The organism is Leclercia sp. GLN_9 (genome assembly GCF_043105735.1).
Lineage (GTDB): Bacteria > Pseudomonadota > Gammaproteobacteria > Enterobacterales > Enterobacteriaceae > Enterobacter > Enterobacter adecarboxylatus.
In genome coordinates this window covers 378,385-399,696 of record NZ_JBICLV010000017.1, presented here as the reverse complement: position 1 = coordinate 399,696, position 21,312 = coordinate 378,385, and the positions used below count along the sequence as shown (strand labels likewise).

Annotated in this window: 21 protein-coding genes and 1 pseudogene; 11 read left to right on the top strand and 11 right to left on the bottom strand. The window is 56.5% G+C overall.

Features of this window, described 5'->3' with window-relative positions; genetic code table 11:
• Window positions 1-9: 9 nt before the first annotated feature.
• The 5 genes and pseudogenes from ACF8PE_RS12645 to ACF8PE_RS12625 all read left to right on the top strand — a co-directional run bounded on the left by ACF8PE_RS12645 (window position 10) and on the right by ACF8PE_RS12625 (window position 3,396).
• Window positions 10-1,125, top strand: coding sequence for a RecT family recombinase (locus ACF8PE_RS12645; protein WP_392494939.1), 1,116 nt, complete (start codon window positions 10-12; stop codon window positions 1,123-1,125).
• A gap of 197 nt (window positions 1,126-1,322) precedes the next feature.
• Window positions 1,323-1,625, top strand: a pseudogene (locus tag ACF8PE_RS12640) (DUF550 domain-containing protein); the annotation flags it as partial.
• A gap of 140 nt (window positions 1,626-1,765) precedes the next feature.
• Entirely contained in the window at window positions 1,766-2,005 is a 240-nt protein-coding gene (locus tag ACF8PE_RS12635; RefSeq protein ID WP_392494938.1) for a DUF4060 family protein, read from the top strand.
• A gap of 64 nt (window positions 2,006-2,069) precedes the next feature.
• The gene (locus ACF8PE_RS12630) at window positions 2,070-2,342 is read left to right on the top strand and encodes an excisionase (RefSeq protein ID WP_392494937.1); all 273 of its coding nucleotides are present in this window, start codon (window positions 2,070-2,072) and stop codon (window positions 2,340-2,342) included.
• Window positions 2,311-3,396 (top strand): tyrosine-type recombinase/integrase, encoded by a 1,086-nt coding sequence (locus ACF8PE_RS12625; protein ID WP_392494936.1) that lies wholly within the window; start codon window positions 2,311-2,313, stop codon window positions 3,394-3,396. Before ACF8PE_RS12630 ends, ACF8PE_RS12625 begins: the two co-directional genes overlap by 32 nt.
• 320 nt (window positions 3,397-3,716) lie before the next feature.
• On the opposite strand, the gene ACF8PE_RS12620 is transcribed toward ACF8PE_RS12625, so the two are convergent.
• From ACF8PE_RS12620 to yobA, 3 genes are read right to left on the bottom strand one after another with little or no spacing between them, the layout of a single operon-like run.
• Window positions 3,717-4,055, bottom strand: coding sequence for a YebY family protein (locus tag ACF8PE_RS12620; protein WP_032611900.1), 339 nt, complete (start codon window positions 4,053-4,055; stop codon window positions 3,717-3,719).
• 14 nt (window positions 4,056-4,069) lie between these two features.
• Window positions 4,070-4,942 carry a copper homeostasis membrane protein CopD gene (gene copD, locus ACF8PE_RS12615; RefSeq protein WP_032611902.1) on the bottom strand — a complete coding sequence of 291 codons (873 nt, stop codon included), beginning with the start codon at window positions 4,940-4,942 and terminating at the stop codon, window positions 4,070-4,072.
• 1 nt (window position 4,943) lies between these two features.
• Window positions 4,944-5,318, bottom strand: coding sequence for a CopC domain-containing protein YobA (yobA, locus tag ACF8PE_RS12610; protein WP_032611904.1), 375 nt, complete (start codon window positions 5,316-5,318; stop codon window positions 4,944-4,946).
• A 136-nt stretch (window positions 5,319-5,454) separates the two neighbouring features.
• Here yobA and ACF8PE_RS12605 point away from each other — a divergent pair, with 136 nt between their 5' ends.
• The 3 genes from ACF8PE_RS12605 (at window position 5,455) to exoX (ending at window position 7,136) form a co-directional block, all read left to right on the top strand.
• The gene (locus ACF8PE_RS12605) at window positions 5,455-5,685 is read left to right on the top strand and encodes a DNA polymerase III subunit theta (protein WP_032611906.1); all 231 of its coding nucleotides are present in this window, start codon (window positions 5,455-5,457) and stop codon (window positions 5,683-5,685) included.
• A gap of 107 nt (window positions 5,686-5,792) precedes the next feature.
• Window positions 5,793-6,449, top strand: coding sequence for a nitrilase-related carbon-nitrogen hydrolase (locus tag ACF8PE_RS12600; RefSeq protein ID WP_032611908.1), 657 nt, complete (start codon window positions 5,793-5,795; stop codon window positions 6,447-6,449).
• Between the two features lie 24 nt (window positions 6,450-6,473).
• A complete protein-coding gene (gene exoX / locus ACF8PE_RS12595; protein WP_032611910.1) occupies window positions 6,474-7,136 on the top strand; it encodes an exodeoxyribonuclease X in 663 nt (220 codons plus the stop codon).
• Here exoX and ptrB read toward each other — a convergent pair.
• From ptrB to yebF, 3 genes are all read right to left on the bottom strand, one after another.
• A complete protein-coding gene (ptrB, locus tag ACF8PE_RS12590; RefSeq protein ID WP_032611912.1) occupies window positions 7,118-9,199 on the bottom strand; it encodes an oligopeptidase B in 2,082 nt (693 codons plus the stop codon). The two genes, exoX and ptrB, sit on opposite strands and share 19 nt — an antisense overlap.
• 90 nt (window positions 9,200-9,289) lie before the next feature.
• Complete coding sequence (locus tag ACF8PE_RS12585; protein WP_077227049.1) at window positions 9,290-9,940, bottom strand: tellurite resistance TerB family protein; 651 nt, start codon at window positions 9,938-9,940, stop codon at window positions 9,290-9,292.
• Between the two features lie 87 nt (window positions 9,941-10,027).
• Window positions 10,028-10,381 carry a protein YebF gene (gene yebF, locus ACF8PE_RS12580; protein WP_392495027.1) on the bottom strand — a complete coding sequence of 118 codons (354 nt, stop codon included), beginning with the start codon at window positions 10,379-10,381 and terminating at the stop codon, window positions 10,028-10,030.
• Window positions 10,382-10,530: 149 nt separating this feature from the next.
• On the opposite strand from yebF, the gene purT reads away from it, so the two are divergent.
• Window positions 10,531-11,709 (top strand): formate-dependent phosphoribosylglycinamide formyltransferase, encoded by a 1,179-nt coding sequence (purT, locus tag ACF8PE_RS12575; protein ID WP_392494935.1) that lies wholly within the window; start codon window positions 10,531-10,533, stop codon window positions 11,707-11,709.
• A gap of 124 nt (window positions 11,710-11,833) precedes the next feature.
• Here purT and ACF8PE_RS12570 read toward each other — a convergent pair whose 3' ends face one another.
• The 3 genes from ACF8PE_RS12570 to zwf all read right to left on the bottom strand — a co-directional run bounded on the left by ACF8PE_RS12570 (window position 11,834) and on the right by zwf (window position 16,033).
• Window positions 11,834-12,475, bottom strand: coding sequence for a bifunctional 4-hydroxy-2-oxoglutarate aldolase/2-dehydro-3-deoxy-phosphogluconate aldolase (locus ACF8PE_RS12570; RefSeq protein WP_106993318.1), 642 nt, complete (start codon window positions 12,473-12,475; stop codon window positions 11,834-11,836).
• Window positions 12,476-12,514: 39 nt separating this feature from the next.
• Window positions 12,515-14,326: a phosphogluconate dehydratase gene (gene edd, locus ACF8PE_RS12565; RefSeq protein ID WP_392494934.1), complete on the bottom strand. Its 1,812-nt coding sequence runs from the start codon at window positions 14,324-14,326 to the stop codon at window positions 12,515-12,517.
• Window positions 14,327-14,557: 231 nt separating this feature from the next.
• Window positions 14,558-16,033, bottom strand: a complete 1,476-nt coding sequence (gene zwf, locus ACF8PE_RS12560) for a glucose-6-phosphate dehydrogenase (protein WP_059307635.1) — start codon at window positions 16,031-16,033, stop codon at window positions 14,558-14,560.
• 321 nt (window positions 16,034-16,354) lie between these two features.
• On the opposite strand from zwf, the gene ACF8PE_RS12555 reads away from it, so the two are divergent.
• Window positions 16,355-17,260, top strand: a complete 906-nt coding sequence (locus ACF8PE_RS12555) for a MurR/RpiR family transcriptional regulator (RefSeq protein WP_071886436.1) — start codon at window positions 16,355-16,357, stop codon at window positions 17,258-17,260.
• A gap of 123 nt (window positions 17,261-17,383) precedes the next feature.
• A complete protein-coding gene (gene pyk / locus ACF8PE_RS12550; protein ID WP_032611932.1) occupies window positions 17,384-18,826 on the top strand; it encodes a pyruvate kinase in 1,443 nt (480 codons plus the stop codon).
• 72 nt (window positions 18,827-18,898) lie between these two features.
• On the opposite strand, the gene lpxM is transcribed toward pyk, so the two are convergent.
• Together lpxM and mepM are read right to left on the bottom strand one after the other, a co-directional pair.
• Window positions 18,899-19,870 carry a lauroyl-Kdo(2)-lipid IV(A) myristoyltransferase gene (gene lpxM / locus ACF8PE_RS12545; protein WP_130588620.1) on the bottom strand — a complete coding sequence of 324 codons (972 nt, stop codon included), beginning with the start codon at window positions 19,868-19,870 and terminating at the stop codon, window positions 18,899-18,901.
• Window positions 19,871-19,986: 116 nt separating this feature from the next.
• Window positions 19,987-21,309, bottom strand: coding sequence for a murein DD-endopeptidase MepM (mepM, locus tag ACF8PE_RS12540; protein WP_032611935.1), 1,323 nt, complete (start codon window positions 21,307-21,309; stop codon window positions 19,987-19,989).
• Window positions 21,310-21,312: the final 3 nt, after the last annotated feature.

Genomic DNA, 21,312 nt, shown 5'->3' with positions numbered 1-21,312 from the left:
GGAATGACGATGGAAAACATGAATATCGTAACCGCGGAGCAGCAGGCTCCAAACACTATCTCTGCCAGCAACGCCATCTTCAATGTGCAGGCATTAACCCAGCTGCAGGCTGTTGCCGGTTTAATGGCTCAGGCTGCTGTAACGGTCCCTGAACATCTTCGTGGTAACCCAGCCGACTGCATGGCCATCATCATGCAGGCTATGCAGTGGGGGATGAACCCATACGCGGTGGCGCAGAAAACGCACCTGGTCAACGGCGTGCTGGGCTACGAAGCGCAGCTGGTGAACGCGGTGATCTCCAGCTCTAACGCGATTGTGGGCCGCTTCCACTATGAGTACGAGGGCGATTGGTCGAAATGCGCCAGCAGCCGCGAAGAGATCGTGAAGAAGCCTGCAAAAGGCGGCGGGACGTACGACAAGAAAGAAATGGTGCGCGGCTGGACCAGCGCTGATGAGCAGGGTTTGTCCGTTCGGGTTGGGGCGGTCATTCGCGGGGAAAGCGAAATCACCTGGGGCGAGCCGGTTTATCTGTCGAGCGTCATCACGCGCAACTCGCCGCTCTGGATTTCTAACCCTAAGCAGCAGATCGCGTATCTGGCCCTCAAATACTGGGCGCGCCTGTACTGCCCTGCGGTCGTCCTCGGCGTGTACACCCCGGATGAAGTCGAGCAGCGCACCGAGAAGGAGATCAACCCGGCGCCCGCCCAGCGCGTGAACCTGGCTGATATCAAAGGTGACAGCGTAACAACAACCCATAGCGCGCAGGAATCGGCGGCGAACATCGACGCTATGGCCGATGAGTTCCGGGATCGCATTGAAGCGGCGCAGGACGTGGATAACGCCAAAGCAGTACGGGCCGACATCGAAAGCGCCAAGAACACCCTTGGCTCAGCCCTGTATACCGAGCTGAAAAACAAGGCCGTGAAGCGTTACCACCTGGTTGATGCGTATAACCGGGTCGAGGCGGCGATCAACTCCCTGCCGCAATCCGGCGAGCCGGATGCCGCTGAGCGCTTCGAGGAAGCCGAGCGCGTGCTGGCAGCGGCAAAACGTCACCTGGGCGATGACCTGCACGATAAGTTCAGCATCACCCTGGCAGATATGAAACCGGAATACGTGGCCTAAATGGAGGCGGGAGGGTGCGCCCTCCCGATAGTTAGATGAGCAAATTCACAAAAGAGCAGTTGATCGAGCAAGCAAAAACACGAATGGAAGCTAACCGGTATTTACTGACGCGGCTGCCACTGGAGCTGGCAACGGCAAAAGAGGTGGCAATGAATCTCGCTGTGGATGAAATCGCACTGGCAGCGCTGACAGCTGAACCGATATTGGAACGCGATCAGGTTCGCCGAGAGCACGCGGAGTGGTCGAAATCAACGTTTGGTGATGTCGGCCCCGTGGGTCCACTTAAGCATCTGTCGAAAGAGGCTCTGGAGGCAGCAGCAGAACCAGGCGACCTCAGTGAATGGGCTGATATGCAGTTCCTGCTCTGGGACGCTCAACGCCGCGCCGGCATCACCGACGAGCAAATCACTGCTGCCTGCATCGAGAAGCTGGCGATAAACAAGCAGCGCCAATGGCCAGAGCCACAGGACGGGGAGCCACGGCTGCATATCCGAAGCGAAGGGGAATCTCTCAACGCCCGGCGGCGCCGTAATCGTGAGTCAAACGCCCGCGCCCGCGAACGTGAAACGCCCACGCAACGCAAAGCCAGATTGGCAAAAAACAGGGCGAGGATGGCTATCAGACGCAAAGGCGGTGAAGCATGAAACTGATTAACCGCAGCACACATTCACCGCTCGCGCGACAGGCCTGCGAGCTGGCGCTGGCAGCCCACGCAGAACGCTACGGCGATTACGGGCGCAGCCGGATGAAAGAGACGTACACGGTGCGAGTGGAAGGCGTGAAGGTCTGGGTGGAGGTGGTGAACCGCAAAGCGAGCTACGTGGCCACGGCGATGACGGGCATGCGCCGCCTGCGATCTTTATCCGGGCATGCCGCCTGATATTGAAATATCACAAACACTTTTCCGGCAACTTTATAATGAGTTGTCGGAAGCAGGAGGATGTATGGCCAAGCTTCTAAATTTACAGGAATGGGCAGAAGAGACTTACTCAAAGCCGCCCTCCCTTTCCACTCTGCGCCGCTGGGCACGAGAGGGGCGTATTTACCCCGCCCCCCAACTGCACGGTAGGGAATATCAGGTTGAGCCTGGCGCCACGTATGTGGATCCGAGCAAAAAGAATCTGCGCCCCAAGACAAAACACATGAAGCTGCCAACTGGCGGCACCTTACTGGAGAGACTGACTCATGGCGAAAAGGCCAGTTCGTTACGACGCTAATCTGCCCCGTAACCTGACCTATCGCAAAAGAGACAGGCTTTACAGCTGGCGAAATCCGACAACCGGCCAGGAAATCTCTCTTGGCCGGATCGACAGAAAAGACGCCGTCGCCCAGGCAATCGAAGCCAACAACTATATTGACCAGAACTACCTCCCGTCCTCACTTCTGGACCGCATTAAAGACGCGCCGACTTTCACGGTGTCGGCGTGGCTTGAGCGTTACGAGGTAATCCTGGAGCGAAGAGAGCTGAAGCCAAACACGATGAAGGTCAGGCGAAATCAGATCGCCACTATTAATGATGAGTTCGGCCGCACGCCGTTGTCGTCAGTCAGCACAAAGGACATATCCAACTTCCTGGAGTCATACATCCTCTGCGACAAGAAGAGCATGGCTGCCGGCTTGCGGTCGGTACTGTTGGACATATTCAGGGAGGCAATCGTGGAGGGGCATATAGAGAGGAACCCGGCGGAGCCGACACGAACGCCGACGCCGAAGGTTAAACGTGAGCGTTTGCTGCTCGAGCATTTTGTTGTGATCAGGGAGGCGGCTTTCACTCATTCGGAATGGCTGCCGAATGCGTGCGATCTTGCCCTGGTGTCTGGTCAGCGCCGCGAAGATATTTCGCTTTTCCGGTTCAGTGATGTAAAAGAAGACAGGTTGTTCGTTACTCAGGAAAAGACCGGGCACAAGCTGGCGCTCCCACTCGATTTAAAACTGGAGGCCGTCGACCTGGTCCTGGGGGATGTGATCGAGCGCTGCAGGGTGAATAACCCAACTGATTTTATGCTTTATTCACCAGTAAGGCGCGGCGGGAGAAAGCCGGGGCCGTTAACCCCAGACGGATTAACTCAGGCGTTTGCCGACGTTCGTGATGCGACTGCTTTAAAATTTGGGCCTAACCCGCCTCCATACCATGAGATCAGGAGCTTGGCGAGCAGACTCTATGAAAAGGAACGTGGCGAGGATTTTGCACAGCGATTACTGGGCCACAAAAATTTAACAATGACGAAAAAATACCTGGACGCACGCGGTGCAGAGTATGTTATGGTTTAGACAGGATATGGATATTTCGAGTAATTTTCGTGGGATTTCGTGAGGACGCCGAAAAAACCCATATAAAACAAAGACATAAAAAGAGACCGAATACGATTCCTGTATTCGGTCCAGGGAAATGGCTCTTGGGAGAGAGCCGTGCGCTAAAAGTTGGCATTAATGCAGGCTAAGTCGCCTTGCACTTTAAGAATAGATGACGACGCCAGGTTTTCCAGTCCACAACAAAAGTGGCCTGAAAAAAAGCGTTAGCCTGTCCTTAAACACAAAAACCGCAATGCTTCCGAAGAGAAGCCTGCGGTTTTTTTATTGGAAGCGGGAAACTAGCAGAGCGTATTTGCGCGCTCGATAAAGGGTGCCAGGCTCATCTTCTGCCCCGGATTTTTCGGGTCGTCAACCTGGATAATGGCGATCGGCTGGCCGTTGCTCTTACCGCTGTCCACCTGCTGCTGCGCAACGTCGTTCAGAGGATATTGCACCAGCGTGCTCGGGTTGATGGCATACAGCGCATGACCCGGACGGCAGGTGAGCATCACCTCTTCCCGGTTAAACGCCCATTTATCTTTACCCACCTCAAACCGGCTCACGGTGATCACCTGCGGTGCCGCCAGCGCCGTGCCGGAACAGGCCAGCAGTAAGAGAGAAAGTACGGTTTTTTTCATTGTGTTCCACCTCGTCAGAAGGGTTCCCAGGTCGCGAACAGGCTGACTGCCGCCAGAACCAGCGCCCCCAGCACAACCTCAGTCTGCGTCATCCTGATAAAATAGCGTTGCTCGCGTCCGTCGCCAGAACGAAATCGCGGCACCAGAACATACCGATTCACCAGGGCAATTACCACCATCATTGCCACCAGCGCACATTTCAACAACAGCATTCGCCCCCAGCCCGAGTGCCACGGCACGACCCAGCCCTGGATCAACAAGGTGTTGATCGCCCCGGTGAGTAACACCCCGGCTACAGCAAGGTGACCGTAGCGCGAGAAGCGCATCATGGTGTGGATCGCGGCCTCCCGCCAGCGCCCGTGCGACAGACGCAGGCAAAACAGCAGCGGCAATAAGCCACCCAGCCAGACAGCGGTACACAGCAGATGCAGGGCATGATTGCTGCGCTGCACCCTGCCCAGAATACCGTCATGCATCGCCGCATGCCCGGTTCCCGCCAGCAGAATAAACTGCGCGGCGGTAAACAGCAGGAGCAGGGGCGCGGCTTTACGTGGCTCCAGCCAGGCAATCCAGAGGGTCACGAAGGCCAGCATCATCTGCCATAGCCAGACCCGACCGAACTGGGTGGTCAGCACTGCTTGCCAGGTCGGCGGACTGATCACATCCTGCCAGCCACTGCCCATCATCCCCCCCTGGAGCGCAAGCATTATCAGCGCCGACAGCAGACTGATGAGCGCGATCGTTTTTTGCCGACGGCGAAAACGCCGCTTCAGCAAACGCCGCAGGGAGGCAGGCGCCAGCCAGGCGCTGTACAGGGCGTTACCGAACAGCACCATCAGGGCAGAAAAATGAATAAATCGCAGCGTAACGTAGCAAAACGCCAGCATATTACTTCACGCTAAAACGGTAGCTACCTTGGGTTTTGTGACCGTCTACGGAGACCACATGCCAGTCCACCTGGTAAGTGCCTGCCTTCAGCGAAGATGCCATCGGCACGATCAGCTGCGTCGGGTCTTTTTCATTGCGTTTGACCGCGCCGGTTTCAACGGGCTGCTGATTAGCATCCTTGACGGAAACGCCGCTAAACCGCGGCTCGATCCCCTCGGAGAAGTTAAGCGTTAATGCCTGGGGTGCCGCGTCGACGGCAGCATCGGCCGCGGGATACTGATGCTTCAAATGCGCATGGGCAAAGACAACCGGAGTCGTCAGCGTAGTCAGTAACAGAGTCAGCGTGCAGACAGCACGGGAAAGGCGCATCGCCATCACATACATTCCTTTTTGTTATGCCTGATTGTCAGAGAATAACTCTGTATAATGATCCAGTCGAGGATCATCCTGCCCGGACTTGTCAATACGCCGCCGTTTGGGTAACGTTGGCCCGCAAATGAAGGAGACGGTTATGAAGATTAATCTCGCCACCCTCCCCCAGGAGGAGATGGACAAAGTGAATGTGGATTTGGCCGCGGCGGGCGTGGCATTCAAAGAGCGCTATAACATGCCCGTTATCGCCGAGGTGGTGGAACGGGAACAACCGGCGCACCTGCGCGACTGGTTTCGCCAGCGTCTGATTGCTCACCGCTTGACCTCTGTCACCCTCTCACGCCTGCCGTGGGAACCGAAAGTTAAATAACCTTACCGGTTGATACATTTCCTTACACAGATTATGGCAGGATAAAAAGCCCTGATTCATTCAGGGGCTTTATGAATTTCTGCGACTCCGTGCATAAGGAAATCACGATGTCTCACTGGAATATTGCGGCTGCTCAATACCAGCCGACCCATCATTACGTGGATGACCACATTACACACCATCTGCGTTTTATCGCCGCCGCCGCACGCCAGCAGTGCAATTTGTTGCTCTTCCCGGAACTCTCGTTAACCGGCCCGGTCTTACCAGACAGCCAACTCCCTGCCCCACCCACTCATCAGCAGCTCGCACCTCTGCATGAGGCCGCGCAGGTGTGTAACCTCTCGGTTATTGCCGGGGTCACTGTAGACGAAAACGGCCAGCGCCAGCGTGGACTGGCGTGGTTTAGCCCGGACCAGCCTCAGGCCATTGTCTATCCGCATGGCGCGGGTGCCTGTCTGGAGAGCCGACACAGCGGCCTGACCCTGGTGGATACCCACGCCGACCAGCCCGGGATCGCCCCCAACGCCACGCTGCTTACCCGCAGTATGGCGCTGAGTGAAGCTGAGCGACCTGCCACTTTTGCCCGGTTACAGCGTTTTGCTCACCGCTATGCCATTGCGGTGCTGGTGGCAAACCACGACGGCGGCAGCGCCCTGTGGGATGCCCGCGGGCAGTTAATTCTTCGCGCCGATCGCGGCGAGGTATTATTAACAGGCCGCTATGTTGAGCAGAGTTGGCAAGGTGAGATCATTCCATTACGCTAAACCTTTTACGGCCAGGAGAGAGCCATGCTACGTGTCATCGACACCGAAACCTGCGATCTGCAGGGAGGGATTGTGGAAGTGGCGTCTGTCGATGTTGTGAACGGGCAGATCGTCAATCCATGCAGCCATCTGGTGCGCCCGGATCGCCCCATTAGCCCGCAGGCAATGGCTATTCACCGCATCACAGAGGCAATGGTGGCCGACAAACCCTGGATTGAAGAGGTGATCCCCCACTACCACGGCAGTCAGTGGTACGTGGCCCATAACGCCAGCTTCGATCGCCGCGTTCTGCCCGAAATGCCGGGGGAATGGATCTGCACCATGAAACTGGCCCGGCGTTTATGGCCGGGCATTAAATACAGCAATATGGCGCTCTATAAGTCGCGTAAACTCAGCGTCAGAACGCCAGAAGGGCTGCATCACCACCGTGCCCTATACGACTGCTACATTACCGCCGCATTACTGATCGATATTATGAATACCACCGGCTGGACCCCGGACGAAATGGCCGACATCACCGGACGCCCGGCGCTGCTGACCACCTTTACCTTCGGTAAATACCGCGGGAAGGCGGTGGCGGAAGTGGCGGACAAAGATCCGGGCTATCTGCGCTGGCTGTATAACAACCTCGACAGAATGAGTCCTGAGCTGCGTCTGACGCTAAAGCACTACCTGGGCGGATCCTGATCCGCCTCTCCCGACCGGCTTGTTAACGTCTCCTGCGCCAGGCCGACGATAAAGGCGTACTCCAGCGCCACCCCTTCATAGGATTTGAAACGCCCGGATTTCCCGCCGTGTCCGGCATCCATGTCGGTGCAAAGCAGCAGTAAATTATCGTCGGTCTTCAATTCACGCAATTTCGCCACCCACTTCGCAGGCTCCCAGTACTGCACCTGGGAGTCATGCAAACCGGTGGTCACCAGCATGTGCGGATAGGCCTTCGCCTCAACGTTATCGTAGGGGCTGTAGGATTTCATGTAGCGGTAGTAGGTCGCATCCTGAGGGTTACCCCACTCCTCATATTCGCCGATGGTCAGCGGGATGGTTTCATCCAGCATCGTGGTCAGCACATCGACAAACGGCACCTGCGCCACCACGCCTTTAAACAGCCCCGGACGCTCATTAATGACGGTGCCCATTAGCATGCCCCCCGCGCTGCCCCCCATCGCGAAGCACTGTTTCCGATCGCCATAACCCAGCTCGAGCAGTCCATCGCAGACATCCAGGTAGTCATTGAAGGTATTTTTCTTTTTCAGGAACTTGCCGTCTTCATACCATTTCTGCCCCAACTCCCCGCCGCCACGGATATGGGCAATCGCGAAGACAAAGCCCCGATCAAGCAGGCTCAGGCGGCTGCTGCTGAAATCGGCGTCAATGCTGGAGCCATACGAGCCGTAGCCGTAGATAAGGATGGGGTTTTTGCCCTTGCGAAAATGGTGCTTATGGTAGACCAGCGAGACCGGCACTTCAGTGCCGTCGCGGGCCACGATCCAGACGTGTTCACTGCGATAGAGGTCAGCGTCAAAGCCTTTGACCTCGGCCTGCTTCAGCACCTTGCGCTGCCCGGTATCCATATCCAGCTCAAACAGGGTGTCCGGGGTGGTCATGGAGGAGTAGCCGTAGCGCAGCCGCGACGTTTCCGGCTCGGGATTATACCCAATCCAGGTCACGTAGGCAGGATCGTCGAAGGCAATCCCGATGACCTCCCGGGTTTTGCGATTGATCTGGCGCAGGCTGGTCAGCCCGCGCTGGCGCTCTTCCACCACCAGCCAGTCGGTAAACAGGGTAAAGCCTTCGAGCATCACCTGATCGCGCGGCGGGATCAGCACTTCCCATTTGCGTTCATCACGCACTTTGGTTTTGTAGAGGCCAAAGTTTTTGCCTTCCCGGTTGGAGCGCAAATAGAAGGTGTGCTGGAAGTGATCGAGGCTGTATTCATGATCCTTACGGCGCGGCATAAAGCACAGCGGCTGGGCGTCCGGCAGCTCGGCATCCAGTAGCAGCACCTCGGTCGTGGTGGCGCTGGCGAGGAAAATAATCACGTAGTGTTTTGAGGTGGTCTTATGCAGGCTGACGTAAAAGGTTTCGTCTTTCTCCTCATAGACCAGCTCGTCACTGGTGGACGCAGTGCCTACCGTATGCCGCCAGACCTGAAAGGGGTGCAGCGTGGTGCCATGCTTCTTAATGTAGTAGACCGTCTCTGAGTCGTTGGCCCAGATAAAATCGGGGGAGACGTTATCGAGCATCTCGGGATACCAGTTCCCGGACTCCAGGTTGCGGAATCGCAGGCCATACTGACGCCGCGAGAGGTAATCTTCCGCCAGCGCCATAATGGCGTTATCCGGCGACACGGCCATCCCGCCCAGGGTATAAAACTCGCTGTGCGAGGCCCGCTGGTTGGCATCCAGCAGCGTTTCCCACTCTTCCCACTCGGCGCAGAGTACCGACTGCCGCTGATAGATGGCGTATTCGTTCCCTGGCTCATAGATGTGCCGGTATCGATAGCCGTTTCGACTCCAGGGCGCCGAGACATCACGCTGCGGGACGCGTTCCACCATTTCGTTAAGCAGGCGATCCTGTAACGCCTGCTGCGTCGACATGACCCGATGGCCATAGTCATTTTCATCGTGGAGGTAGTCCAGCACCTCCGGCTGTGAGCGGGTATCGTCGCGCAACCAGTAATAGTTGTCGATACGCGTATCACCGTGTGCGGTGAGAGCATGCGGTATGCGTTGGGCTTTAGGTGGCATGTCAATATGATTCTTTTACGATTTACACCCTATAAGGTTGGCAAAACATGCGCACGATGCAAGCGAAACGGGATAACCGGACGTAAAAAGTTAGCCGGGGAGCGCCTGTTTTTGCTGGCGAATATCCTGCTCAATCCCCTCGCGAACCTCCGTCGGGATCTTCAGCGCATCACCCAGCGCATTCAGATAGCTGCGCTCCATAAAGTGATCGATATCGATCGCCGCACAGCTCAGGAAATAGAGCTCCAGCGCTTCCTCTTCATTTTTGATCCCCTGGGCCAGACGCTGTGGATCAAGTGGCTGCTCAATGGCCTGTGCCACCAGTGCCCTGCCCTGCTCCTCCACGCCCGCTTCACGGAGCTGTTGCTCGATGGCGGCACGCTCTTGATCATCAATATGACCGTCACTCTTTGCCGCAAAGACCAGCGCCAGGATCAGTCTTTCACTGCGCACATCAAGCGGTGAGGCCTGCTGACCAAACTGCGGTTCATCCTGATGGGCGTTGCGTACCTTGTCCTTATACTTGTTCCACAGCACGCTGCCAGCAATGGCACCGCCCCCCGCCAGCAGAGCGCCGGTGCCATATTTTGCCAGCAGCTTTCGCGAAGATTTATTCGCCACCAGCAGCCCGGCCAGGCCACCAAGTGCGCCTGGCGCCAGCATTTTGCTCAGCCCTTCACCCGAGGAGGCCCCCGTTTTCTGCCCAAGCAGCGACTGTAATTGATTCAACCAGTTTGACATGATTTCCCTCACTTAACGGTGCATGTATTTCACAGCGTAAGCGAGGGGATGTCAGGAAATGTCTGCGGCAACAAAAGAAGCGAAAATTCACTTTTTGGGTGAGAGGTATTGGGCACTGCCCGCTTTACAATCAATTTTCACCTGATAATGGATATCGGTGTTTTTACCGCGTACCGTCAGCGGAACAGTCCACTTATCTTTTTCCCCTCTCACCTCCTTCGGGTTGATCCACGCCACCGGATCCGCCATTCCCAGCGTCTTTTGATCGTCTGCCCAGCGCACGATGCGGTTTTGCAGATAGTCCCGCTTCACGCTGGCGGCAATCCCTTTAGCATCCAGCCCTTCACAGGCCGGAAATTTCACCTTTTTCTCGTTTGCGGCCTGCGCCGTCAGGCTGGCGGCCATAAGCGCCAGCGCCATCACTGCCCCTGTTTTGTTCATCATGCTCTCCTGTATTGGCTTCCCCAAAAGCATGGTCGAAAACGGCCATGATGCAAATAACCACCTGTCCAGACAGCGGATTTCTGCGAAGCAAGACAGACGCAAACGTTTTCGTTTATACTGCGCGCAACTTTTTCAGGGGGATGATTATGACTCGTTTAGGAACAGCGCTGCGACCAGCAGCGACGCGCGTGATGTTGCTCGGCTCCGGTGAACTGGGCAAAGAGGTGGCCATCGAGTGCCAGCGGTTAGGGATTGAAGTCATTGCCGTCGATCGCTATGCCGATGCACCGGCCATGCACGTTGCGCACCGCTCGCACGTCATCAACATGCTGGATGGCGATGCCCTGCGCGCCGTGATTGCCGCAGAACAACCGCACTTTATAGTGCCGGAAATCGAAGCTATCGCCACCGACACCCTGCTGGCGCTGGAGGCTGAAGGCCAGCGCGTGGTGCCTTGCGCCCGCGCCGCGAAGCTGACCATGAACCGGGAAGGCATTCGCCGCCTGGCCGCAGAAGAGCTGTCCCTGCCCACCTCCCGCTATCGCTTTGCCGACAGCAAAAGCGATTTTCTGCAGGCGGTGAGCGAGATTGGTTACCCGTGCATCATTAAGCCGGTGATGAGTTCTTCCGGCAAAGGGCAGAGCTTTGTGCGCAGCGCCGAACAGCTGGATCACGCCTGGGATTACGCCCAACAAGGCGGCCGCGCCGGTGCCGGACGGGTGATCGTTGAGGGTGTGGTGCAGTTTGATTTTGAGATCACCCTGCTTACCGTCAGCGCCGTCGATGGCGTACATTTCTGCGATCCGATCGGTCATCGCCAGGAAGATGGCGACTACCGTGAGTCCTGGCAGCCGCAGCAGATGAGCCAGTTGGCTCGCGCGCGCGCCGAGGAGATCTCCCGCAAAGTGGTCCTGGCTCTGGGTGGTCATGGCCTGTTTGGTGTCGAGCTGTTTGTCTGTGGAGACGACGTGATCTTCAGCGAAGTCTCCCCGCGTCCACACGATACCGGCATGGTGACCCTGATCTCTCAGGATCTCTCTGAGTTTGCCCTCCACGTTCGCGCCTTCCTGGGCTTGCCGGTCGGCGGCGTGCGGCAGTATGGCCCGGCAGCGTCGGCGGTGATCCTGCCGCAACTGACCAGCCAGAACGTCACCTTTGATAACGTCGATGCCGCAGTGGGCGCGGGCCTGCAGCTGCGCCTGTTCGGTAAACCGGAAATCGAAGGCTCGCGTCGTCTGGGCGTGGCGCTGGCGACGGGTGAAAGTGTGGAAGAGGCGATTGAGCGGGCGAAACAGGCCGCCGCGAGCGTCCAGGTAGCAGGATAAAAAAAACGGGCCGAATGGCCCGTTTTTATTGACATTGCCTGGCGGCGCTTCGCTTGTGTTGACCTGCAAGGTATTGAACTTGCAGGCCGGGTAAGGTAAAGCCGCCATCCGGCAAAACAAAACCTTACTGCTGCGCGCCTTCTACCGCTTCGCGCGCCAGCTTAGTGATGCGATCCCAGTCGCCCGCTTCCAGCGCATCCGCCGGAACCAGCCAGGAACCACCGATGCACAGCACGCTTTTCAGCGCCAGGTAGTCACGGTAGTTCGCCGGGGAGATGCCGCCAGTCGGGCAGAAACGGACGTTGGCGAACGGACCTGCGATTGCCTGCAGCGCTTTGGTGCCGCCGTTGGCTTCCGCCGGGAAGAATTTGAACTCTTTCAGACCGTAGTCCAGACCCAGCATCAGTTCAGAAACGGTGCTGATACCCGGGATCAACGGAATGGAGCCTTCGGTTGCCGCTTTCAGCAGAGGCTCAGTCAGGCCCGGGCTGATGGCGAACTGCGCACCGGCTTCGGTGACTTCAGCCAACTGCTGTGGGTTCAGCACGGTACCCGCACCGATGATAGCTTCCGGTACTTCTTTGGCGATGGCGCGAATTGCATCCATTGCACAGGCGGTACGCAGGGTGACTTCCAGGACGCGAACGCCACCGGCAACCAGCGCTTTCGCCATTGGCACAGCGTGTTCCAGCTTATTAACCACGATCACCGGCACTACCGGGCCAGTTTTCAGGATTGCTTCTGCACTTGTCTTCCAGTTTTTCATCAGAGTTTTTCTCTCGCCAGATCGATAATTCTTGTCGTCTTAAAACGTAATACAGGTCGCGCCCTGCTCTGCGCCCGAGAGGTTCTCGCGCAGCGCACTGAACATTTCGCGCCCCGTGCCCACGCGCGATGCGCTCAGGTCAGGAATATGTGGCTTACGTGCGGCAAGCACCGCCTCATCCACCAGTAAGGTCAACTCGCCGGTCTGACCGTTAACGCGGATGATGTCGCCATCGTAGACTTTTGCCAGCAAGCCACCGTCGTATGCTTCCGGGGTGACATGGATGGCAGAAGGCACTTTACCTGAAGCGCCGGAGAGGCGTCCATCGGTTACTAACGCAATTTTGAAACAGCGGTCCAATAATACACCAAGTGGCGGCATTAGTTTATGTAATTCTGGCATGCCGTTCGCTTTTGGTCCCTGATGACGGACCACCACCACGCAATCTTTATCCAGCAGGCCCGCTTCGAACGCTGGCAGTACGTCATGCTGGCTTTCGAACACCACCGCCGGAGCTTCGATAATCTGATTTTCCACCGGCACCGCAGAGGTTTTCATGACTGCCCGACCCAGGTTGCCATTCAGCACTTTGGTGCCGCCGTGGTGGGAGAACGGCTTGTCGAAGGTGGCGATCACGCTGTCATCCAGCGGGGCCTGTGCCCCTTCACGCCAGGCCAGCTCGCCCTCGTTCAGCCACGGCTCCAGGGTATAACGCTGCAGGCCGAAACCGGCCACCGTGTTGACGTCCTCATGCAGCAGTCCACCTTTCATTAGCTCGCGCATCAGCACAGGTACACCACCCGCTGCCTGGAAGTGGTTAATATCCGCCGGGCCATTCGGGTAGAGTCGGGTCAGCAGCGGTACCACTTCGGAGAGGTCAGAGAAATCGTCCCAGTTGATCAGGATCCCCGCCGCACGCGCCATCGCCACCATGTGCATGGTGTGGTTAGTGGAGCCGCCGGTCGCCAGCAGGGCCACGATACCGTTCACCACTACTTTTTCATCAACCATTTTACCGAGCGGCATCCACTCGTTGCCGTTACCGGTCAGGCGGGTCACCTGACGCGCCGCGGCGGCAGTCAGGGATTCGCGCAGCGGTGCATCCGGGTGGACAAACGACGAGCCAGGCAGTTGCATCCCCATAAACTCCACCACCATCTGGTTGGTGTTGGCAGTACCGTAAAACGTGCAGGTGCCCGGCGCGTGGTAGGACGCGGCTTCTGACTCCAGCAGCGCCATGCGATCCACTTTGCCTTCGGCATACAGCTGGCGAATACGTACTTTTTCTTTATTCGCAAGACCGCTGGCCATCGGGCCTGACGGCACGAAAAGCGCAGGAAGATGACCAAACGACAGCGCCGCCATCGCCAGACCCGGGACGATCTTGTCGCACACGCCGAGGTACAGCGCGCCGTCGAACATGTTATGCGACAGGCCCACCGCGGCAGACATGGCGATCACTTCCCGGCTCAGCAGCGAAAGCTCCATCCCGTCCTGGCCCTGAGTGACACCGTCACACATGGCTGGCACCCCGCCCGCGACCTGGCCCACCGCATTGGCCTGGTGCAGCGCTTTTCGAATAATGTCCGGGTAAGTCTCATACGGCTGGTGCGCGGAGAGCATGTCGTTATAGGAGGTAATGATGCCGATATTGTTACGCAGCATGCTTTTCAGGGAGGCTTTATCTTCTGGCTGGCAGGCGGCAAAGCCGTGCGCCAGGTTACCGCATGCCAGTTGCGAACGATGGACCGTGTCGCTCTTCGCCTGCTGAATGCGCGCGAGGTAGGCTGAGCGGGTCTTTTTCGAGCGTTCAACAATGCGCTGTGTTACCCGTAACAAAATTGAATTCATAGAAGCTCCTGTCATTTATCTGTCCGCGCTCTGGAATTAACAAAGTGTTCGAGCCTATAACATCGCTGAAACGCTTGATAGCCGGAGCTGTGGGGCAAAATCGCTTCGGGCAGTGTAATAAAAAAAGCTCCGGGTGGAAATCCACACGGAGCTTAAATGATTAAATAATGTGCACTGGCCTGAGCCAGATCATGTTACCGGTAAAATAACCCCTAAGGATTAACGTTCACGTTACTCAAACTCGTTCCAGGAACGGCCATCGCGGGTAATCATTGCCACAGAGGCAACCGGCCCCCAGGTCCCCGCCTGATACGGTTTTGGCGCATCCTGATCCGCCGCCCAGGCTTCGGTGATGGAGTCGACCCATTTCCACGCCTCTTCGACTTCGTCACGGCGCACAAACAGAGCCTGGATTCCACGCATGGTCTCCAGCAGCAGACGTTCGTACGCATCCGCCAGATGAGTCTGGTTGAAGGTTTCGGAGTAGCTCAGATCCAGCTTGGTTGTTTGCAGGTTGTGTTTGTGATCCAGGCCAGGAACCTTGTTCAGCACCTGAATATCCACACCTTCGTCCGGCTGCAGACGGATGGTCAGCTTGTTCTGCGGCAGCTCCTGCCATGACTCTTTGAACAGGTTCAGTTCCGGGTTTTTGAAGTAGACGACCACTTCAGAGCATTTGGCTGGCAGACGCTTACCGGTGCGCAGGTAGAACGGCACACCCGCCCAACGCCAGTTATCGATATCCACGCGGATGGCGACGAAGGTTTCGGTGCTGCTGGTTTTATTCGCACCCTCTTCTTCCAGATAGCCCGGCACTTTTTTACCCTGGGCAAAACCGGCGGTGTACTGACCGCGCACGGTTTTTTCACGCACGTTGGAGCGATCGATGCGGCGCAGGGACTTCAGCACTTTCACCTTCTCATCGCGAATGCTGTCCGCGGTGAGATCTGATGGCGGCGCCATGGCAATCATGCAGAGGATTTGCAGCAGGTGGTTTTGGATCATGTCGCGCATCTGACCAGCCTGGTCGAAGTAACCCCAGCGCCCTTCAATCCCCACCTCTTCCGCCACGGTGATCTCTACGTGGTCGATGGTGCGGTTATCCCAGTTGTTGACGAACAGGGAGTTGGCGAAACGCAGCGCCAGCAGGTTCAGCACCGTCTCTTTACCGAGGTAGTGGTCGATACGGTAGACCTGGCACTCTTCGAAGTATTCACCGACCTGGTCATTGATTTCGCGGGAGGTTGCCAGCGACGTGCCCAGCGGTTTTTCCATTACTACGCGTGCTGGCTTGGCGTTCAGTTTTGCTTCGCCCAGCCCTTTGCAGATAGCGCCAAAGGTGCTTGGTGGCATCGCAAAATAGTTGATGGTGACGCGCTTTTCCTGATCGAGCATGGCGCTCAGATCGGCAAAGGCTGAGGTGTCGTTAACGTCGAGGTTGCAAAAATCGAGACGTCCGCTCAGCGTATCCCACAAACTTTCATCGATCTTCTCTTTCATGAAAGTTTCCAGCGCTTCGCGCACTACCTTTGTATAGGCGTCTTTATCCCAGTCGGCACGGCCCACGCCCAGGATACGTGTCTCCGGGTGGATTTGACCCGCTTTTTCCAGTTGGTACAGGGAAGGCAGCAATTTACGGCGTGCAAGATCGCCTTTCGCGCCGAAAATGACCAGGTCACATGCCTGGGCTGTTTGCGTTACCGCCATGTCATTCTCCTCAGTTGGATACCCTGGTGCTTTTGCCAGAATATCGTTGTAATTTTATTACATGCACTCTACTGCTTTTATGTCATTCCCGAAACCATTTGCACTTATCCTCGCGTGCGATACCGCGAAATTTCGCCAGACGCTGATACAGCGAAGGGTAATAACGGGCAAATGGGTGAAATTTTGCGCTATCAGGTTGTTGCTAAAATCCGACCGCGATCAAGTAATGAAAAAAAACAACAACATTTTTTCCGGGTTTGCCCTTTTTGGCATATCACAGGCGTATATTCTTGCTAATTCGAATCGCGATTTCACCCATTAATGAAATCGTTTCCACCGATGAGCGCCGTGTTAATAATGAACATGCTAGAAAAAATCCAGTTTCAACTGGAACACCTTAGCAAATCCGAGCGAAAAGTGGCTGAAGTAATTCTCGCCGCCCCCGCGCAGGCCATTCATTCCAGCATCGCCACTCTGGCTCAGGAGTCGGGGGTCAGCGAACCAACCGTTAACCGCTTCTGCCGCAGCATGGAGACGCGTGGCTACCCGGATTTTAAACTCCATCTGGCGCAAAGTCTGGCTAACGGCACTCCCTATGTAAACCGCAATGTCGATGAAGACGACAGCGTAGAGGCCTACACCGGCAAAATTTTCGAATCGGCAATGGCGACGCTGGACCAGGTGCGTCAGTCCCTGGATATGAGTTCGGTTAACCGGGCGGTTGATCTGCTGACCCAGGCCAAAAAGATTGCTTTCTTTGGTCTCGGATCGTCAGCCGCCGTCGCACATGATGCAATGAATAAATTTTTTCGTTTTAATGTCCCGGTTATCTATTCCGACGACATCGTGCTGCAACGCATGAGTTGTATGAATTGTAACGAAGATGACGTGGTGGTGTTGATATCGCATACTGGGCGCACCAAGAGTCTGGTGGAGTTGGCGCAGCTGGCGCGTGAAAACGATGCCATGGTAATTGCCCTCACCACCACCGGTACGCCGCTGGCGCGTGAAGCGACGCTGGCGATCACGCTCGATGTGCCGGAAGACACCGATATTTACATGCCGATGGTGTCGCGCCTGGCGCAGTTAACCGTCATCGACGTGCTGGCCACCGGCTTTACCTTGCGCCGTGGGGCAAAATTCAGAGATAACTTGAAGCGTGTCAAAGAAGCGCTCAAGGAATCGCGTTTTGATAAAGCGTTGTTGATTAAGGGTGAAGTTCCCTGATCGTCACTGATAAAGTTGTTACTTTTTTCGGCATTCGGTAAGTTTCTTGTTGGTATTACGGCGGACAACGTGCCGAATCATCGTTCACGCAACACCAGGTTGTTTCAGACAACGGAGTATTACATGTCCAGAAGGCTTCGCAGAACCAAGATCGTTACCACCTTAGGCCCGGCTACCGATCGCGATAATAACCTCGAGAAAATCATCGCGGCAGGTGCCAACGTGGTACGTATGAACTTTTCTCACGGGACACCGGAAGATCATAAATTACGTGCAGATAAGGTCCGTGAGATTGCGGCAAAACTGGGACGTCATGTCGCTATCCTCGGTGACCTTCAGGGTCCTAAAATCCGCGTATCGACCTTCAAAGAAGGCAAAGTTTTCCTCAATATCGGTGATAAATTCCTGCTCGACGCTAACCTGAGCAAAGGCGAAGGCGATAAAGAGAAAGTCGGCATCGACTATAAAGGCCTGCCTGCTGACGTGGTTCCGGGCGATATCCTGCTGCTCGACGACGGTCGCGTTCAGCTGAAAGTGCTGGAAGTTCAGGGCATGAAGGTCTTCACCGAAGTGACCGTTGGCGGCCCGCTCTCCAACAATAAAGGCATCAACAAACTGGGCGGCGGTCTCTCTGCCGAAGCCCTGACCGAAAAAGACAAGGCCGACATCCTCACCGCGGCTGAGATCGGCGTTGACTACCTGGCTGTCTCCTTCCCGCGCTGCGGCGAAGATCTGAACTACGCTCGCCGTCTGGCACGTGATGCAGGTTGCGATGCCAAAATCGTCGCGAAAGTGGAACGTGCTGAAGCGGTGTGTAGCCAGGACGCGATGGATGACATCATCCTTGCTTCTGACGTGGTGATGGTGGCCCGTGGTGACCTGGGCGTTGAGATTGGTGACCCGGAACTGGTCGGGATCCAGAAGGCGCTGATCCGCCGTGCCCGTCAGCTTAACCGTTCCGTAATCACTGCGACCCAGATGATGGAGTCGATGATCACTAACCCAATGCCGACCCGTGCGGAAGTAATGGACGTGGCGAACGCCGTGCTCGACGGTACCGATGCGGTAATGCTGTCAGCCGAAACCGCTGCGGGCCAGTATCCTGCAGAAACCGTGGCCGCGATGGCGCGCGTCTGCCTGGGTGCAGAGAAGATCCCAAGCATCAACGTCTCCAAGCACCGTCTGGACATTCAGTTCGACAACGTGGAAGAAGCCATTGCGATGTCTGCAATGTATGCCGCTAACCACCTGAAAGGCGTGACGGCAATCATCACCATGACCGAATCCGGCCGCACCGCACTGATGACCTCGCGTATCAGCTCCGGGCTGCCGATCTTCGCTATGTCCCGTCATGAGCGCACCCTGAACCTGACCGCGCTGTATCGTGGCGTGACGCCAGTGTTCTTCGACAGTAACAACGACGGCGTGGCTGCGGCGAACGACGCAGTGAACCTGCTGCGCGATAAAGGTTATCTGGTTTCCGGTGATATCGTCATCGTGACCCAGGGCGATGTGATGAGCACCATCGGCTCCACCAACACCACCCGCGTGATGACCGTCGAATAAGCCCTTTGCGCGGCTTTCCATAAGCGCGCACATAGCTTGCCATAAAAAAATCCCCCGAAACCGGGGGATTTTTTATTTTTTAGGATACAGCTCTTTACGCTTATACGGTTCTTTCTCGCCCGGCCTGCGCGTCTTAAGCAGCTTCAGGATCCAGGTGTACTGCTCCGCATGCGGCCCCACCAGAATCTCCACCTCTTCATTCATGCGGCGCGCAATGGTGTTGTCGTCGGCGGTAAGGAGATCGTCCATCGGCGGGCGCACTTCAATCGTCAGGCGATGGGTTTTGCCGTTATAAATCGGGAATAACGGGATCACTCGCGCCTGACATACCTTCATTAACCGGCCAATGGCGGGCAGCGTCGCTTTATAGGTGGCAAAGAAATCAACAAATTCGCTGTGTTCCGCCCCGTGATCCTGGTCTGGCAGATAGTAGCCCCAATAGCCCTGACGTACGGATTTAATAAAAGGTTTGATGCCGTCGTTACGGGCATGCAGGCGGCCGCCAAAGCGGCGACGCACCGTATTCCACACATAGTCGAAAACCTTGTTCCCCTGATTGTGGAACATGGCCGCCATTTTCTGCCCCTGCGAGGCCATCAACATCGCCGGAATATCCACGCCCCAGCCATGCGGCACCAGGAAGATCACCTTCTCGTCATTGCGACGCATCTCCTCGATGATCTCCAGCCCTTTCCAGTCAACGCGGCTGGCGACCCTTTCCGGCCCGCGTAACGCCAGCTCGCCCATCATCGCCATCGCCTGCGGCGCGGTAGTGAACATCTCATCAATGATCGCTTCACGCTCCGCCTCGCTCTTCTCCGGGAAGCAATAGAAAAGGTTTATCTGCGCACGACGACGGGCGCTTTTACCCAGCTTGCCCGCCAGACGCCCCACTTTGCCCAGCAGCGGATCACGCACGGACGCAGGCAGCATCGCCAGGCCTGCAAAGGCATACACACCCAGCCAGGCGCCCCAGAAGCGCGGATGACGAAAGGACTTTTCGAATTCAGGAATGTACTCACTGTTGTTTTTTTGGGTTTCCATGCTTTTTCCAGGGCGGGTGATGCTTAAAAGAGTAATGCGTTAGTTTAGCGAGGCCATGCGCAAGGCACAAAAGAAAAAGCCGGTGCAGTAACGCACCGGCTTCTGACGCTGCAGAATTAATCAATACTGAGCTGCGGAATAACCTCTTTGACCTGCGCCAGATAATCGCTGCGGTCTTTGCCGGTCAGCCCTTCGGTACGCGGCAATTTCGCCGTTAACGGGTTGACCGCCTGCTGGTTAATCCACACTTCATAGTGCAGATGCGGGCCGGTAGAACGGCCGGTATTGCCTGACAGCGCAATACGGTCGCCACGTTTCACCTTCTGGCCCGGCTTCACCAGCAGCTTACGCAGGTGCATATAGCGGGTGGTGTAGGTTCGCCCGTGGCGCACGGCTACGTAATAGCCCGCCGCACCGCTGCGTTTGGCCATCACCACTTCGCCATCACCCACGGCCAGAACAGGGGTTCCCTGCGGCATGGCGAAATCCACACCACGGTGCGGGGCGACGCGGCCGGTCACCGGGTTCAGACGGCGCGGGTTAAAGTTCGACGAGACACGGAATTGTTTCGAGGTCGGGAAGCGTAAGAAACCTTTCGCCAGCCCCGTACCGTTGCGATCGTAGAATTTGCCATCTTCAGCGCGGATGGCGTAGTAATCTTTCCCGCTTGAGCGCAAACGTACACCCAGCAGTTGGCTCTGCTCACGCTTGCCGTCCAGCATCTCGCGGGACATTAGCACCGAGAAGGCATCGCCTTTTTTCAGCTTGCGGAAGTCCATCTGCCACTGCATGGCTTTGATCACCGAGCTGATTTCGCCGCTGGTCAGCCCGGCTTCACGGGCGCTGGCAACAAAACTGCCGCCACTTAACGTACCTTTGATAGCGCTATTAACCCAGTCGCCCTGCTGCATTTCGCTGGTCATCTTGAAACCGTTTTCAGCACGATCGTAGGTGCGGGTTTCGCGACGGGACACTTCCCAGGTCAGGCGCTGTAAATCGCCGCTGTCAGTCAGGGTCCAGGAGATCTGTTGGCCGATTTTCAGGTTACGCAGCTCTTTATCGGATGCGGCAAGCTGGCTGATTTCGCCCATTTCAATGCCGTACTGATTCAGAATGCTGCTGAGTGTATCCCCAGTGGAGACGACATATTCATGCACGCCCACTTCAGCTTCCGTTTTATCGTCAAGCTCATCCTGCGGAATAGCTTCTTCTTCCTGTGGAGCCTGATCGATAGGTTCACTGGCTTCGGGTAACAGCGAGCGGATTTCACTTTTTTCCAGTTCGATAGTTTTAATAACTGGCGCGGAATTAGGGTGGTAAACATAGGGCCGCCAGACTGCGACCGCTAAGGTGAGAACAGTAAGCGACCCCAGCATGACGCGGTGGGGCCGGGGCAGATTATTAAATGCCAGGGCGACAGAGCGGGCTATCTGTTGCACGTA